The 15,773-nt window shown below is 61.4% G+C and carries 14 protein-coding genes; 4 read left to right on the top strand and 10 right to left on the bottom strand.

All coding sequences use genetic code 11. The annotated features are described in order from the left end of the window. Positions 1–64: 64 nt before the first annotated feature. The 9 genes from aruF to acs all read right to left on the bottom strand — a co-directional run bounded on the left by aruF (position 65) and on the right by acs (position 10,683). On the bottom strand, positions 65–1,096 hold the full coding sequence (gene aruF / locus ACIPOO_RS23270; protein WP_274134523.1) for an arginine/ornithine succinyltransferase subunit alpha: 1,032 nt from the start codon (positions 1,094–1,096) through the stop codon (positions 65–67). A 175-nt stretch (positions 1,097–1,271) separates the two neighbouring features. After that, the gene (locus tag ACIPOO_RS23265; protein WP_400610103.1) at positions 1,272–2,492 is read right to left on the bottom strand and encodes an aspartate aminotransferase family protein; all 1,221 of its coding nucleotides are present in this window, start codon (positions 2,490–2,492) and stop codon (positions 1,272–1,274) included. Positions 2,493–2,830: 338 nt separating this feature from the next. Next, positions 2,831–3,814, bottom strand: a complete 984-nt coding sequence (argR, locus tag ACIPOO_RS23260; RefSeq protein ID WP_274134520.1) for a transcriptional regulator ArgR — start codon at positions 3,812–3,814, stop codon at positions 2,831–2,833. A gap of 148 nt (positions 3,815–3,962) precedes the next feature. After that, a complete protein-coding gene (locus ACIPOO_RS23255) occupies positions 3,963–4,727 on the bottom strand; it encodes an ABC transporter ATP-binding protein (RefSeq protein ID WP_274134519.1) in 765 nt (254 codons plus the stop codon). A gap of 21 nt (positions 4,728–4,748) precedes the next feature. Then, positions 4,749–5,861 carry a succinylglutamate desuccinylase/aspartoacylase family protein gene (locus ACIPOO_RS23250; RefSeq protein ID WP_400610101.1) on the bottom strand — a complete coding sequence of 371 codons (1,113 nt, stop codon included), beginning with the start codon at positions 5,859–5,861 and terminating at the stop codon, positions 4,749–4,751. A 1-nt stretch (position 5,862) separates the two neighbouring features. After that, positions 5,863–6,561: an ABC transporter permease gene (locus tag ACIPOO_RS23245; protein ID WP_400610099.1), complete on the bottom strand. Its 699-nt coding sequence runs from the start codon at positions 6,559–6,561 to the stop codon at positions 5,863–5,865. Continuing rightward, complete coding sequence (locus tag ACIPOO_RS23240; RefSeq protein WP_274134516.1) at positions 6,558–7,247, bottom strand: ABC transporter permease; 690 nt, start codon at positions 7,245–7,247, stop codon at positions 6,558–6,560. The genes ACIPOO_RS23245 and ACIPOO_RS23240 overlap by 4 nt, the downstream gene beginning before the upstream one ends. 90 nt (positions 7,248–7,337) lie before the next feature. Beyond that, positions 7,338–8,114, bottom strand: a complete 777-nt coding sequence (locus tag ACIPOO_RS23235; RefSeq protein ID WP_274134515.1) for an ABC transporter substrate-binding protein — start codon at positions 8,112–8,114, stop codon at positions 7,338–7,340. A gap of 613 nt (positions 8,115–8,727) precedes the next feature. Beyond that, positions 8,728–10,683 carry an acetate--CoA ligase gene (gene acs, locus ACIPOO_RS23230; protein WP_274134512.1) on the bottom strand — a complete coding sequence of 652 codons (1,956 nt, stop codon included), beginning with the start codon at positions 10,681–10,683 and terminating at the stop codon, positions 8,728–8,730. A gap of 451 nt (positions 10,684–11,134) precedes the next feature. Here acs and ACIPOO_RS23225 point away from each other — a divergent pair, with 451 nt between their 5' ends. Then, the gene (locus ACIPOO_RS23225; RefSeq protein ID WP_400610096.1) at positions 11,135–11,401 is read left to right on the top strand and encodes a DUF2790 domain-containing protein; all 267 of its coding nucleotides are present in this window, start codon (positions 11,135–11,137) and stop codon (positions 11,399–11,401) included. Positions 11,402–11,531: 130 nt separating this feature from the next. Here the strand turns inward: ACIPOO_RS23225 and ACIPOO_RS23220 are convergent, their stop codons facing one another. After that, positions 11,532–13,079 carry a sigma-54-dependent transcriptional regulator gene (locus ACIPOO_RS23220; protein WP_400610094.1) on the bottom strand — a complete coding sequence of 516 codons (1,548 nt, stop codon included), beginning with the start codon at positions 13,077–13,079 and terminating at the stop codon, positions 11,532–11,534. Positions 13,080–13,374: 295 nt separating this feature from the next. On the opposite strand from ACIPOO_RS23220, the gene phhA reads away from it, so the two are divergent. The 3 genes from phhA to ACIPOO_RS23205 are packed head-to-tail and all read left to right on the top strand — an operon-like array spanning position 13,375 to position 15,746. Then, positions 13,375–14,163, top strand: coding sequence for a phenylalanine 4-monooxygenase (gene phhA / locus ACIPOO_RS23215; protein ID WP_274134508.1), 789 nt, complete (start codon positions 13,375–13,377; stop codon positions 14,161–14,163). Positions 14,164–14,177: 14 nt separating this feature from the next. Continuing rightward, positions 14,178–14,549, top strand: coding sequence for a 4a-hydroxytetrahydrobiopterin dehydratase (locus ACIPOO_RS23210; RefSeq protein ID WP_274134506.1), 372 nt, complete (start codon positions 14,178–14,180; stop codon positions 14,547–14,549). Further along, positions 14,550–15,746 (top strand): amino acid aminotransferase, encoded by a 1,197-nt coding sequence (locus ACIPOO_RS23205; RefSeq protein ID WP_274134505.1) that lies wholly within the window; start codon positions 14,550–14,552, stop codon positions 15,744–15,746. Positions 15,747–15,773: the final 27 nt, after the last annotated feature.

Here is a 15,773-nt window from a genome sequence, read left to right as displayed (position 1 = left end):
GTGGGGCACCGGCGAACTCTAACCCGCGACACGGCAACGCAAGGGGTTGCCGATGACTCAACTGTCAAACCGCGACGATGCGCACGCTGGCACCTTCACCGACACCCAGCGCCTCGGCGGCAGCCAGGCTCAGGGTCACCGGCTTGCCAGGTACCCAGTCCAGTTCCAGCATCACGGCGCGGTAGTCCTGCAACTGGCTGTTGGCGACCAGGTATGGACGGCCGCCCTTCACCGCATCGCCGCTGGCGACGGTGTCGACTTTCACCGGCACCACGCGGCTCTGGGCAATCGAGCGAATGCCGGAGGTGCGCGCATGCAGGGTTGGCCCGCCGTCGAAGATGTCGATGTAATGGTCGGTCTCGAAGCCTTCGCGCATCAGGATGTCGAAGGTGATCTGCGCGCGCGGGTGGACCTGGCCCATGGATTCCTGGGCTTCGTCCGGCAGCAGCGGCACGTAGATCGGGTAATGCGGCATCAGTTCGGCGAGGAACGTGCGGCTCTTGAGCCCACAGATACGCTCGGCTTCGGCGTAGTTGAGGTCGAAGAAGTTGCGACCGATGGCGTCCCAGAACGGCGAGTCGCCGTTTTCGTCGCTGTAGCCGACGATCTCGGTGACGATCGAGTCGGCGAAGCGCTCGGGGTGAGCAGCCACGAACAGCAGGCGCGCACGGGAGTTGAGCTCCGACCACAAGGTGCCCACCAGTTCGGGCAGCACGTAGAAGCTGGTCAGCAGGCTGTTGCCGGTCAGGTCATGGCACTGGGAGAGCACGTGGATCTTGTTGTGGATCTTCAGTTCGCGAGAGGCGTGAACGAAGGTTTCGTTGCGGAAACTGTAGAACGGCTCGGAATAACCGGCCGAGGCAACGATTCCGGAACAGCCCACCAGACGCCCGGATTCGGTGTCTTCGAGCACGAAGAAATAGGTTTCCTCGCCATTGAAACTGACCTCGGCGGCGAACGACGCTTCGGAAGCGGCGATCTTGTCACCCAGACGTCCAGCGTCATCCGGCAGGGACGTGACACCAATCGGACTGTCCGCAGCCAGGCGTTGAACCTCGCTCAGATCAGCCATTTGCGCAGGGCGCATCACCAGCATGGTGTCACTCCTTGAGAAAAAATCGGGCCGGGTATCCGGCAACAGAAAAAAACGTCATTACGACAGCGCCCTGTAGGAGCGCGCTTGCCCGCGACCGCGATGTATCAGCTGATACAGGCGTGACAGGCAGATCGCGTCGCGGGCAAGCGCGCTCCTACAGGTGGTGTGGCGCGGGTCAGGCTTTGGTCAACTTCGCCACGGCACGCTCGAAACGGTCCAGGCCTTCGATGATGTCGGCATCCTCGATCACCAGGCTCGGCGCGAAGCGCACAACGTCGGGACCTGCCTGCAGGATCATCAGGTTTTCCTGTTCGGCAGCGTTGAAGAAGTCCTTCGCCTTGCCTTTCCAGGCGTCAGTCAGTACCGCACCGATCAACAGGCCCATGCCGCGCACTTCGCTGAACACGCCATATTGCTGGCCGATCTTCTCGAGGCGCGCCTTGAACAGTTCGTGCTTGGCAGTAACACCAGCTAACACCTCGGGGGTGTTGATGACGTCGATGACCGCCTCGCCCACCGAGCAGGCCAGCGGGTTGCCGCCGTAGGTGGTGCCGTGCACGCCGACAGCCAGGTGCTTGGCCAGTTTCTCGGTGGTCAGCATGGCCGCCATCGGGAAGCCGCCGCCGATGCTCTTGGCGCTGGAGAGGATGTCCGGGGTCACGCCGTAATGCATGTAGGCGAACAGATGGCCGCTACGGCCCATGCCGCTCTGCACTTCGTCGAACACCAGCAGCGCGTTGTGCTCGTCACACAGCTTGCGCGCGCCTTGCAGGTATTCAAGCTCGGCTGGCAGCACACCGCCCTCGCCCTGGATCGGCTCCAGCACCACGGCGCAGGTCTTGTCGCTGACCGCAGCCTTCAGTGCTTCCAGATCGTTGTAAGGCACGTGGGTGATGCCGGTGATTTTCGGGCCGAAGCCGTCGGAGTACTTCGGCTGGCCGCCCACGCTCACGGTGAACAGGGTGCGACCGTGGAAGCTGTTCAGCGCCGCGACAATTTCGTACTTCTCGGTGCCGTACAGATCGTGAGCCACGCGACGGGCCAGCTTGAAGGCCGCTTCGTTGGCCTCAGCGCCCGAGTTACAGAAGAACACGCGCTCGGCGAAGGTGGCGTCGACCAGCTTCCTGGCCAGGCGCAGCGCAGGCTCGTTGGTGAATACGTTGGAGACGTGCCACAGCTTGTTGGCCTGTTCGGTCAGTGCACCGACCAGCGCCGGGTGGGCGTGGCCCAGTACGTTGACCGCGATGCCGCCGGAGAAATCGATCAGCTCGCGCCCCGCCTGGTCCCACACGCGGGAACCCTGGCCGCGTACCGGAATGAACGCTGCGGGAGCGTAGTTGGGGACCATCACCTGGTCGAAATCGGCACGTTGCACCGGTACTTGCTCAACGGACATCGGAGTCTCCTGAAGAGGAACGCCTGCCTGGGACTGGCGAGCGATGGAAGGATTGTAAGGACTGATTTGAGCGCGGCCTTGCCGCCAAGCGACAACTTCTTATAGCGCAAAACCGGCTTTTTCAGAGGCTTTCGGCAATGCGACAAAATGCTTCGGAAAGGCGCAGTTTAAACGTTAGCGGCGCGCAGTAGCAGCGTTGTGTGGATTTGAATTGTCCGACATGGACATCTGTAGGAGCGCGCTTGCCCGCGACGGGCTCGTGCCAGACAGCACATCCCCACCAGGCACATCGCATTCGCGGGCAAGCGCGCTCCTGCAGGGGATCGATTTGCAGAGTGTCAACCGCGCTCGGCAGGCACCGACGACAGTTCGAACGGGCTGCTGCTGCGGCGCTGGTTGCGGTCTTCGCGGGGGGTGGCGCCGAAGAAGTTGCGATAGGCGCTTGAGAAGTGCGGGCCCGAGGAGAAGCCGCACGACAGGCCGATCTGGATGATCGACTTGCTGGTCTGCATCAGCATCTGGCGGGCCTTGTTCAGGCGCAGCTCCAGGTAATACTGGCTCGGCACACGATTGAGGTACTGCTTGAAGATGCGCTCCAGTTGCCTGCGCGAAACACACACATGCTGTGCGATTTCGTCGGTAGTCAGCGGCTCTTCGATGTTGGCTTCCATCAACAGCACGGCCTGGGTCAGCTTCGGGTGGCTCGAACCCAGACGGTTCTGCAACGGAATGCGCTGACGCTCGCCGCCCTCGCGAATGCGCTCCACTACCAGTTCTTCCGACACCGCACCGGCAAGCTCGGCACCGTGATCGCGGGCCAGCACGGCCAGCAGCAGATCCAGTACCGACATCCCGCCGCAGGCCGTCAGACGATCACGATCCCAGTCGAACAGATGGCTGGTGGCGATGACTTTCGGGAAGCGCTCGGCGAAATCATCTTGCCAGCGCCAGTGCACCGCCGCGCGATAGCCATCGAGCAGGCCCAGTTGCGCCAGCGGATAGACGCCCGCCGACAGGCCGCCGATCACACAGCCTGCGCGCACCAGTTGCTTGAGCGCGCCAGCCAGCGCAGACGCCATCGGCGCCGGTGGCTCGTCGGCGACCAGAAACACCTTCTGGCAGCCTTCAAGACGCCCCGCCCAGGGCTCGCCCGGCAACTGCCAGGCGGCGCCTTCGACCGGTGGTTCGGCCTGCAGGAACGACAGTTCGTAGACCACTTCCGGATGCACCCGCTGCGCGACACGCAGGGCTTCTTCGGCCAGCGCCAGGGTCAGGGCCTTGGTGCCGGGCCAGATAAGAAATCCGATTCGATGGGCAGTCATGTCGTGCAATCCGGAACGTGTCGCAATTTTTTATGGGTCACACGCAGGGCGTGCAAAATCTGTTGCGTTCAGTTGATGGCGGCGAGCTGAATGACGCGCAGCATGAACTGTTCTCTCACAAAACGCACCGTTGAAAACGGGCGAATCGTTATTTCAGGCTACCGGACAGGAACTGCTGCAGACGTTCCGATTTCGGATTGACCAGCACCTCGCGAGGGTCGCCGCTCTCTTCGATCAGGCCCTTGTGCAGGAAAATCAGCTGGTTGGACACTTCGCGGGCAAAGCCCATCTCGTGGGTCACCACGACCATGGTGCGACCTTCCTGAGCCAGCGCCTGCATGACCTTCAACACGTCGCCGACCAGTTCAGGGTCCAGCGCGGAAGTCGGTTCGTCGAACAGCATCACTTCAGGTTCCATCGCCAGCGCCCGGGCAATCGCCACGCGCTGCTGCTCGCCACCGGACATGTGCCCCGGGTAGGCGTCCTTGCGATGGGCCACGCCGACCTTGTTCAGGTAATGCTCGGCCTTTTCCAGGGCTTCTTTCTTCGGCACGCCCAGGACATGGATCGGTGCTTCGATGATGTTCTCCAGCGCTGTCATGTGCGACCACAGGTTGAAGTGCTGAAACACCATCGACAAGCGCGAACGCATGCGTTGCAGCTGCTTGGGGTCGGCCGCCTTCAGGCCGCCGTCCTTGTTGGCCACCAGCTTCAACTCTTCGTTGTTGAGCAGGATGCGGCCGGATTTGGGCTGCTCCAGCAGGTTGATGCAGCGCAGAAAGGTACTTTTGCCCGAGCCGCTGGAGCCGATGATGCTGATCACATCGCCCGCTTTGGCCGTCAGCGAAACGCCTTTGAGCACTTCGTGACTGCCATAGCACTTGTGCAGGTCCTGGACTTCCAGTTTGTTCATGGTTTCGGTTCTCACAAGTAATCAGTCGCTGAGCAGGCGGCCGGAACGCAGCGGGGTACGCCCCGCCACCTTGGCCATCCAGTAGCCCGGCTGGGCGTAACGCAGTTTTTCGATGGCGAACAGCACCCCGGCGGTGCCGGCGCAGACGGTGGTTGCACGGTCGTTCAGCGGATCGACGACCTCGAACAGCGGCTCGCCCGGTTCGACCCACTCGCCTGCCGCACGCAGGAAAGTCAGTACGCCGGTGTGGGGTGCGTAGATCATTTCAGTGCCTTCGAACGGCATGCCTTCGCACGGTTCATGGGCCGGTTGTGGCCACTCGCCGCTGATCAGGCCGTGCCCGGCGAGAAACGCCAGAATGCCTTCGGCATAGGCTTGCGCCTCGGCTTTGCCAGTGTTGGACTGCCCGCCCAGTTCAAGGGTGGTGGACATGCAGGCCAGCGGGATCTGCGCCTCGGGGAATTTCTTCGCCAGCCGCAGCCATGGCAGCGAGCAGGCTTCGTCGAACGAACTGCCGCCGGAGTCTTCAGCCAGCAGGCCGACGCTGACACCCAGGTAGGCCGACAGCGAACGCCACTGCGGCCAGTGCTGGGGCAGCGCGTACATGTGCAGCGAGGCGTCGGTGTCGCAGTGCAGGTCGAGCACGATGTCGGCATTGCAGGCGTGGCTCAGCAGCACGCGATGCATGCCTGCCAGTTCGCTGCCCGCAGGCGGCAACTGGTCGAGCACATCGGCCATGGCCTGGCGAATCAGCTTGATGTTGGCCCGCGGATCGTCGCCCAGCTTGCCATCGAGCATCTGCGCCACCGGCTCGCTCAGCTCGGTGAAATCGCGGTTGAAGTTCTTGCCGCTGCCGTACTCGAAACGGCCCTGGTGGTTACCCTGCAGCAACTGCCCAAGGCCGATGGGGTTGGCCACCGGAACCAGCTCGATGACGCCGTTGAGCATGCCCTGCTCTTCGAGCTCGGCCAGGCGCTGCTTCAATTCCCAGGCCGTGCGCATGCCCGGCAGTTCGTCGGCGTGCAGGCTGGCCTGGATGTAGACCTTGCGCTCGCCCTGACCGAAGCGGAACACACTCAGCGTGCGCTCGGTCCCCAGGGTGCTCCAGGGCAGTCGATGATCGATGCGTTGCATATCAGTGCTTCCTCGGTGCGAGGTAACCGAGCCAGCGGCGCTCGGCCAGCTTGAACAGTTTCACCAGAATGAAGGTCAGGCACAGGTAGAACACGCCCGCCGTGATGTACGCCTCGAACGGCAGATAGAACTGCGCGTTCACCGTGCGCGCGGCGCCGGTGATGTCGATCAGGGTGACGATGGAGGCCAGGCTCGTGGTCTGCAGCATCATGATGACTTCGTTGCTGTACTGCGGCAGCGCCCGGCGCAAAGCCGACGGCAGCAGGATGCGGCGGTACATCTTGGCCTTGGACATGCCCATGGCCCGCGCCGCTTCGATCTCCCCCGGCGGGGTGGATTTCAGGCTGCCAGCGATGATCTCGGCGGTGTAGGCACTGGTGTTGATCGCAAAGGCCAGACACGCGCAGAAGGTCGCGCTGGACAGCCATGGCCACAGGAAGCTTTCGCGCACGGCTTCGAACTGCGCCAGGCCGTAGTAGATCAGGAACAGCTGCACCAGCATCGGCGTGCCGCGAATCACGTAGGTGTAGCTCCAGGCCAGCAGATTGACCCAGGCGACTTTCGAGACGCGCATCAGGGCCAGCGGCAAGGCCGCCAACAGACCGAATAACAGCGACAGCGCGAGCAGTTTGAGGGTAATCAACAGGCCGCCGAAATACAGCGGCAGGCTGTCCCAGACCACGTTGTAATCGAAGATCATAGGTCTGCCACCCTTACGCCGGCCGAGTAGCGTTTTTCGATATAACGCAGTACCAGCAGCGAGACACTGGTGATCACCAGGTACATGGCCGCGACTGCGAGGAAGAAAGTGAAGGGTTCGCGGGTGGCGTCCGCCGCCTGCTTGGCCTTGAACATCATGTCTTGCAGGCCGACTACGGAGATCAGCGCAGTGGCCTTGGTCAGAACCAGCCAGTTATTGGTAAAGCCCGGAATCGCCAGACGGATCATCTGCGGCACCAGGATGCGGAAAAATACCCGACCGCTGCTCATGCCATAAGCCATGCCGGCTTCGGCCTGCCCCTTGGGAATGGCCATGAAGGCGCCGCGGAAGGTTTCCGAAAGATACGCACCGAAAATGAAGCCCAGCGTGCCGATACCGGCCATCAGCGGGTTCAGGTCGATGTAGTCGTCGTGGCCGAGCAACGGCGCGACGCGGTTGAGCAGGTCCTGGCCGCCATAGAAAATCAGCAGGATCAGCACCAGATCGGGAATGCCACGAATGACGGTGGAATACAGGTCGCCCAGCCAGGCCAGCCAGCGCACCGGCGACAGACGCAGGGACACGCCGACCAGACCGAGCACGATGGCCAGTGCCATGGAGCACAGGGCGAGCTGCAGGGTCAGCCATGCACCGTCGAGAATGACGGCTCCGTAGCCTTTCAACATGTAGTGTGGCCCTCGAGCGCGGGATAGAAAAATGGCGCGATCAGAAGGATGAAGACCCCGCTGATTGCGCCATTACGGACGAACGTCGACTTACTTGCCGTAGATATCGAAGTTGAAGTACTTGTCCTGGATAGCCTTGTATTTGCCGTTGGCACGGATGGCGGCGATGGCGGCGTTGATCTTGTCCAGATCGGCCTTGTCACCCTTGCGCACCGCGATGCCTACGCCGTCGCCGAAGTATTTGACGTCGGTAAAGGCAGGACCCACGAAAGCGTAGCCCTTGCCCGAATCGGTGTTCAGGAAACCGTCCTGCAGCAGGGTGGCGTCCGCTACGGTACCGTCCAGGCGACCGGCGCCGATGTCCAGGTAGATTTCGTTCTGCGAGCTGTATGGCTTGATCTCGGCGCCCAGGGGAGCCAGGACTTCCTTGGCGAAACGCTCGTGGATCGAGCCACGCTGCACGCCGATGTTCTTGCCCTTGATTTCAGCCAGGTTGTCGCCCAGGACAGTGCCCTGCTTCATGACCAGACGGGCCGGGGTGTTGTAGTACTTGTTGGTGAAGTCCACGGACTGCTTGCGATCGTCGGTGATGGACATCGAGGACAGGATGGCGTCGATCTTGCGCACCTTGAGCGCCGGGATCAGGCCGTCGAACTCCTGCTCGACCCACACGCACTTGACCTTCATCTCTTCGCACAGGGCGTTGCCGATGTCGTAGTCAAAACCCACGATGCTGCCGTCCGGCGCCTTGGAGGCGAATGGAGGGTACGCCGCTTCGATACCGATCTTCAGGGGTTTTTCATCAGCGAACGCAGGCTGTACCAGTACGGACAGCGCCAGTGCGCCCAGCAGCATGAGCTTTTTCATTCTTGGAACTCCATCGGTAAAACGCGACAAGTGACCATGGGCGGTAACGCCCGATGAGCAGAAGGACTATCTGAAATTGCGACGCGAGGCGCTGGCGGGTTCATGGCCCGACAAGCCTTCGGCGAGTGATCGGCATTTTAGCGGCAGGCTTTAAGTCGATATTTCTTCAATGCGACAACTAGTTACAGAAGCACCGAGAAAGCCATTCAGCCTGATTGACAGCTCCAGAACAATATGCAAGGAGCGACGAGAGCAAACCTATCAACGAAGCAAATAACGCGCCCATTATTGGCAAAGCCTTCTAATCCGGCAAGTCCAGCGTGGCCAGTGATGGCTTTGGGGCGATGAGTTGCAGGGGTTTCGGGGTCAAAGGCCTCAACCGCTCACGCACCGCCACGACACTGGGGTGGGCGGTAACAAATCGATATATCCCGATGTCATCTGCGCTGCCCCCCTGTAGGAGCGCGCTTGCCCGCGACCGCAATCGACCAGCTTTCCCATGCATCACAGGCAGTCCGCCGTCGCGGGCAAGCGCGCTCCTACAAGGGACGGCGCTCGGCAAAAAAAGCCCCGCGCGGCGTGCACCGGGCGGGGCGTTCGGGACGTACGAGCGTCAGGCGACGTTCATGGTCTTGTGGGTTTCCACCAGATGGGCCACGACACCCGGATCGGCCAGGGTCGAGATATCGCCCAGTTGATCGTACTCACCCGTGGCGATCTTGCGCAGGATGCGGCGCATGATCTTGCCCGAGCGGGTCTTGGGCAGGCCCGGCGCCCACTGAATCACGTCAGGCGAGGCAATCGGGCCAATCTCCTTGCGCACCCAGTTGCGCAGTTCGATGCGCAGCGCCTCGTCCGGCACCTCGCCACCGTTCAACGTCACGTAGACGTAGATGCCCTGCCCTTTCAGGTCGTGAGGCACCCCGACCACTGCGGCCTCAGCGACTTTCGGGTGCGCAACCATCGCGCTCTCGATCTCGGCGGTGCCCATGCGGTGGCCGGACACGTTGAGCACGTCGTCCACCCGGCCGGTGATCCAGTAGTAGCCGTCTTCATCGCGACGGGCGCCGTCGCCGGTGAAGTACATGCCGCGGAAGGTCTTGAAGTAGGTGTCGACGAAACGGTCGTGGTCGCCGTACAGGCTGCGCGACTGGCCAGGCCACGAATCGAGAATCACCAGGTTGCCTTCGGCCGCGCCTTCGATCAGGTTGCCCAGGTTGTCCACAAGCGCCGGGATCACGCCGAAGAACGGACGGGTCGCCGAGCCTGGCTTGAGCGCCGTGGCGCCTGGCAGCGGGCTGATGAGGATGCCGCCGGTTTCGGTCTGCCACCAGGTGTCGACGATCGGGCAGTTCTGCTTGCCGACGGTGTTGTAGTACCAGTTCCAGGCTTCCGGGTTGATCGGCTCGCCCACCGAACCCAGCAGGCGCAGGCTCGAGCCATCAGCGCCTTCGACGGCCTTGGTGCCTTCGGCCATCATCGCGCGGATGGCGGTCGGGGCAGTGTAGAGGATGTTCACCTTGTGCTTGTCGATGATCTTCGACATACGGGTGATGTCCGGGTAGTTCGGAATGCCCTCGAACAGCAGCGTGGTCGCACCGTTGGCCAGCGGGCCGTAGACGATGTAGCTGTGGCCGGTGACCCAGCCGACGTCGGCGGTGCACCAGTAGGTTTCACCCGGTTTGTAGTCGAACACGCGCTCGTGGGTCAGCGCGGCGTACAGCAGGTAGCCTGCGGTGGTGTGCAGCACGCCCTTGGGCTTGCCGGTGGAACCGGAGGTGTAGAGGATGAACAAAGACTCTTCGGCGCCCATTTCCTTGGGTGCGCAGGTGGTCGACGCCACTTCGAGCAAGGTGTGGTACCAGATGTCACGGTGGCGGTTCCACTCGATATCGCCGCCGGTGCGCTTGCAGACGATGACTTTCTGCACGCTGCTGGTTTCAGGGTTGGTCAGGGCACGGTCGACGTTGGCCTTGAGCGCCGTCTTCTTGCCGCCACGCAGGCCTTCGTCGGCGGTGATGACCACCTTAGAGCGGCAGTCGATGATGCGACCGGCCAGCGCCTCGGGGGAGAAGCCGCCGAACACCACCGAGTGAATCGCGCCGATACGGGCACAGGCCAGCATCGCGACCACCGCTTCAGGGATCATCGGCATGTAGATGGTGACCACGTCACCGCGGTGTACATCCTGGCCGCGCAGGGCGTTGGCGAACTTGCAGACTTCTTCATGCAGTTCGCGGTAGGTGATGTTGCGGCTTTCGGAAGGGTCGTCGCCTTCCCAGATGATCGCGACCTGATCGCCACGCTCGGCCAGATGACGGTCGAGGCAGTTGTAGGAAACGTTCAGGGTGCCATCGGCGAACCACTTGATGTCGACGCGGTGATCGTCGAAGGAGGTCTGTTTGACGGTGGTGAAAGGCTTGATCCAATCCAGGCGCTTGGCCTGCTCACGCCAGAAGCCATCGGGGTTGACCACCGACTGCTGGTACATGGCCTTGTAGGTCGCCTCGTCTGTCAGCGTATTGGCTGCCACTTCAGGGCGAACGGGGTACAGGGAAGCCGCACTCATCTTTCTTACCTCGGTGGAAATGTTGTTTTTGTATGCAACCGTTGTATCTGCCGATGGCCGCGAAAGCCATTCGACGATGGTCTTACCGGCCATCAGCATAACGCCGAAACGCCCTGAAGTGGCCGTTGCGCGGCAAATCTTCATATTCGAACTACGACCAAAGAACTAGGCGCTGCGACTGTTTCAAGGTCGATTTCGCGATTGTTACCGGAATGCTCAATAGTCTTTATCAAAATGGTTTCTATATGAATATTTCCTGCGAGCCTAGAATTCGTTTCGCCAACACGGCAAACGATTGACAACTAACAGCCCCCCACACCGGCTTGTCGATCTGGCAACTAAACCGATAGTTCACTGGCTTCTCACAAAGCCCCACAAGGGCTTTGTGCACCCGGCCGACCGCAATTAGCGATTAGCCCGGGGCGATGAAGCAACCAAGAGGAAACTTGTAATGAAAGCTGCACTGGTTGTAATGGCTCTTTGTGGTTTCAGCGCCGCAGCAATGGCGCAGGACGGACCGAGTGAAATTTCCAGCCAAGCACAACCTGTCGAGCACTACAGCTACTCGACCGACCTGGACATCGCCAAAGTCATCTCCGTGGACGAAACGCCCAACGTCTGCAACGTGGTGCCACAGCACATGACCTACGAAGACTCCCATGGCCAGCGCCATGTGCTCGAGTACCTGGTGATGGGCAACGGGTGCAGTAACGGTTAACGATCACCGATCTGATTGTAGGAGCGCGCTTGCCCGCGACAACGATGGTCAATTCAATATCTGTGTATCAGACAGATTGCCATCGCGGGCAAGCGCGCTCCTACAAGCGTTAATCATTTAATATATATGCCTATCCTACCCCATAAAGTTTCAACTTATTGGCAATGGTCGTGTGGGAAACACCCAGTCGTTTACCCAATAACCGACTGCTCGGATGCGCCGCATATAACTGTTCAAGTACCGCCTTTTCAAAACGCCCGACAATATCTTCAAGCCCGCCTTCAAGGGAGAAATCTCCCAGCGGCTGGCGCACGCCATAATCGGGCAAGCGAATGTGCTCGGCCTTGACCATCCCGCCCTCGCACAACGACACCGCCTGAAACAATACGTTTTCCAGTTGCCGCACGTTGCCCGGCCAGTGGTACTGGGCCAGACGCTCCATGGCCGGGGCGGAAATGCCCGGCAGCGGGCAGCCGATCTGGCGGCTGGCCTGATCCAGAAAATGCTGCACCAGCGGACCGAGGCCATCCAGGCACTCACGCAGCGGCGGAATGTGCAGCGACAGCACATTGAGGCGATGATAGAGATCCTGACGAAACTCGCCGCGTGCGCACAATTCGGACAAGTCCACCTGGGTCGCGCAGATCACCCGCACATCCAGAAACACCTCTTCATCGCTGCCCACCCGACGGAAACAGCCGTCCTGCAGGTAACGTAATAATTTGGCTTGCAACCGGGTGCTCATCTCGGCCACGCCGTCGAGAAACAGCGTGCCGCCCGCAGTCAGTTCCAGCAGCCCCAGCTTGCCCTCCGCCCGCGCGCCTTCGAACGCGCCGGGGCCGTAACCGAACAGCTCGGTTTCGGCCATCGACTCGGAAAGCCCCGCGCAGTTGAGCGCCATCATCGGCGACTGACCGCGCGGGCTCGCCAGGTGGCAGGCCCGCGCCAGCAGTTCCTTGCCGGTGCCAGTCTCGCCTTCTATCAATAGCGGGGCGTCCAGCGGCGCCATGCGCCGGGCTTCGCGAACCACGGCGGCCATCACTTTCGAGCTCTGGAAAATGCTGTCGAAGCCACGCAACTCCTGCTTGCGCACGTTATAGATGTGCTCACCTACACGGTCGGCGCGATGCAGCGTCAGCACGGCACCGGCCATGGCCTCGCTGTCTTCGTGTTCCGATTGCAGCGGCGCGATGTCGGCCAGAAACACATCGCCCTTTACTTTCACCCGTAGCCCGTTGATGCGCGAGCGGTTGGCGCGCACCAGTTGCGGCAGGTCGAAGTCTTCGGCGTAGCGGGAAAGCGGGATGCCCGGCACTTCATCGACCCGGACCCCGAGCAACTGCGCCGCCGCCCGATTGGCCGCCACGATGGACCCGCCCATGTCGATGGACAGCACCGGAAATTCCAGCGCGCCCAGCAAGGCGTTCAACTCCATGTGCCGACGCTCGCTGGGCATCAATCCCACACGCTTGACGCCGAACACCCCGGGGATCGCTTCGAATTTCGGACCCAGCGCCTGGAATTGCAGGTTGATGAGATTCGGACAACGCAGGTAGATCGCGTCGCCGAATTCGCCGCCCACCTCCCCGCCGGAAACGTTCACACCGTAGGAAACCAGCAGTTCTAGAATGTCGCGCAGGATGCCGACGCGGTTCTGGCAATGCACTTTGATGCGCATGGGAAGTCGACTCATTGAGGGCTGGGAATAGTCACCAGACGCTTTTTTATGGTGAGCCAAAGTTTACCGTCAAGAATACGTGACAGTTCAAGCTTGTCTGCGGCGATTTCAGGCCGATATTTCGCGGCCCCTCCAATGACTGTCAGGATTTCTTTACAGGCAACACAGATTTCCCGCGCCTCCAGTCACAGCACCCTCGCGGCAAATGGCACACAAACCGGTATCTATATCCACAAGCGGGACGAACCCGCAACCCATTGCTCAAGAACAAGAACAAACCATTCAGGAGAGCAGCATGAGCACGCAGTACGTCGCCCGAGAACCCGACGCCAGCGGCTTCATACATTACCCCGAAGCCGAACACGGCGTGTGGAACACCTTGATCACCCGTCAGTTGAAGGTGATCGAAGGTCGCGCCTGCCAGGAATACCTCGACGGCATCGAGCAACTGGCCCTGCCCCACGAGCGCATTCCGCAACTGGCCGAGATCAATCGCGTGCTGGAAGCCACTACCGGCTGGCAAGTCGCCCGCGTTCCGGCATTGATCCCCTTCCAGACCTTCTTCGAACTGCTGGCCAGCAAGCGCTTTCCCGTGGCCACCTTCATTCGTACCCCGGAAGAACTGGATTACCTGCAAGAGCCCGACATCTTCCATGAAGTTTTCGGACATTGCCCGCTGCTGACCAACCCCTGGTTTGCGGAATTTACCCACACCTACGGCAAGCTGGGTCTGGCAGCCAGCAAAGAGCAGCGCGTGTATCTTGCCCGTCTCTACTGGATGACCATCGAATTTGGCCTGGTGGACACTGCCCAGGGCCGCAAGATCTACGGCGGCGGCATTCTCTCATCGCCCAAGGAGACCGTTTACAGCCTGTCGTCTACACCTGAACATCAGGCCTTCGACCCGATCGAAGCCATGCGTACGCCGTATCGCATCGACATCCTGCAACCCCTTTATTTTGTGCTGCCGGATCTCAAGCGCCTGTTCGACCTCGCCCACGAGGACATCATGGGCATGGTGCGCACCGCCACCGAACTGGGCCTGCACGCCCCACGCTTTCCCCCTAAAAACAAAGCTGCCTGACAAGGAAAACCTTCATGACCGCTCCCCAATCAAACCCGCTGAATCAGGCCCACTGCGAAGCCTGCCGTGCCGACGCGCCACAGGTCAGCGAAGCCGAACTGCCAGAACTGCTGCGCCAGATTCCGGACTGGAACATCGAAGTCCGTGATGGCGTGATGCAACTGGAGAAGGTCTATCTCTTCAAGAATTTCAAATTTGCGCTGGCGTTTACCAACGCGGTCGGCGAAATTGCCGAAGCCGAAGGTCACCACCCGGGTCTCTTGACCGAATGGGGCAAGGTGACCGTGACCTGGTGGAGCCACTCGATCAAGGGGCTGCACCGCAACGACTTCATCATGGCCGCCCGCACCGACGAGGTGGCCAAAGGCGCCGAGGGCCGTAAGTAAATGCATTTTTCACAGATTCAGCGCGTACCGGACGATCCCATTCTTGGCCTGATCCAGGCCTACGCCAGCGACCCCAACCCGAACAAGTTCGACCTGGGCGTTGGCGTCTACAAGGACGCGCAGGGCCTGACCACCATTCCCCGTGCGGTCAAGCTGGCCGAACAGCGTCTGGTAGATTCGCAGCCGACCAAGACCTACATCGGCGGCCATGGCGAGCCGCGCTTCGGTGCGCTGATCTGTGAACTGGTGATGGGCGAAGACTCGCCGCTGATCGCGCAAAAACGCGTGGGCGCCACCCAGACCCCGGGAGGCACCGGTGCCCTGCGCCTCTCGGCTGACTTCATCGCCAATTGCCTGCCCGGCAAAGGCATCTGGCTGAGCGACCCGACCTGGCCGATCCACGAAACCATCTATGCCGCAGCGGGCCTCAAGGTCAGCCACTATCCCTACGTGGGCAGCGACAACAAGCTCAACGTGCCGGCCATGCTGGAAGCCTTGAACACCGTGCCGGAAGGCGACGTGGTCCTGCTGCACGCCTGCTGCCACAACCCCACCGGCTTTGACCTGGGCCACGACGACTGGCGAGAAGTGCTGAAGATCGTCAAACGCCGCAACCTGCTGCCGCTGATCGACTTCGCCTATCAGGGCTTCGGCGACGGCCTGCAGGAGGACGCCTGGGCGGTGCGCCTGTTTGCCGCCGAGCTGCCGGAATTGCTGATTACCAGTTCCTGTTCGAAGAACTTCGGCCTGTACCGCGAACGCACCGGCGCGCTGCTGGTGTGCGCCGACACCAGCGAAAAACTGGCAGACGTTCGCAGCCAGCTGTCGGCCACCGCACGCAACCTGTGGTCCAACCCGCCGGATCACGGCGCGGCAGTCGTCGCCGAAATCCTCGGGGACCCGGAGCTCAAGGCCCTGTGGGCCGACGAAGTGGAAGAAATGCGCAGCCGCATCGCGCAACTGCGCCTGGGCCTGGTCGAAGCCCTGACCCCGCTGGGCCTGGGTGAGCGCTTCGCCCACATCGGCGTCCAACGCGGCATGTTCTCCTACACCGGCATGAGCGACGACCAGGTCGCCCGCCTGCGCAAGGAACACAGCGTCTACATGGTCGCCGCCGGCCGCGCCAACGTCGCCGGCATCGACGCCACGCGCCTGGATGCACTGGCTGCAGCGTTTGCGGCGGTTTGCAAGGATTGATTCTGTAGTTTCACCTGCCGGCAGGGG

The organism is Pseudomonas sp. NPDC090201, from assembly GCF_044746825.1.
Taxonomy (GTDB): domain Bacteria; phylum Pseudomonadota; class Gammaproteobacteria; order Pseudomonadales; family Pseudomonadaceae; genus Aquipseudomonas; species Aquipseudomonas putida_AD.
The sequence above is the reverse complement of the archived record's forward strand: the minus strand, read 5'-3'. Positions and strand labels throughout refer to the sequence as shown.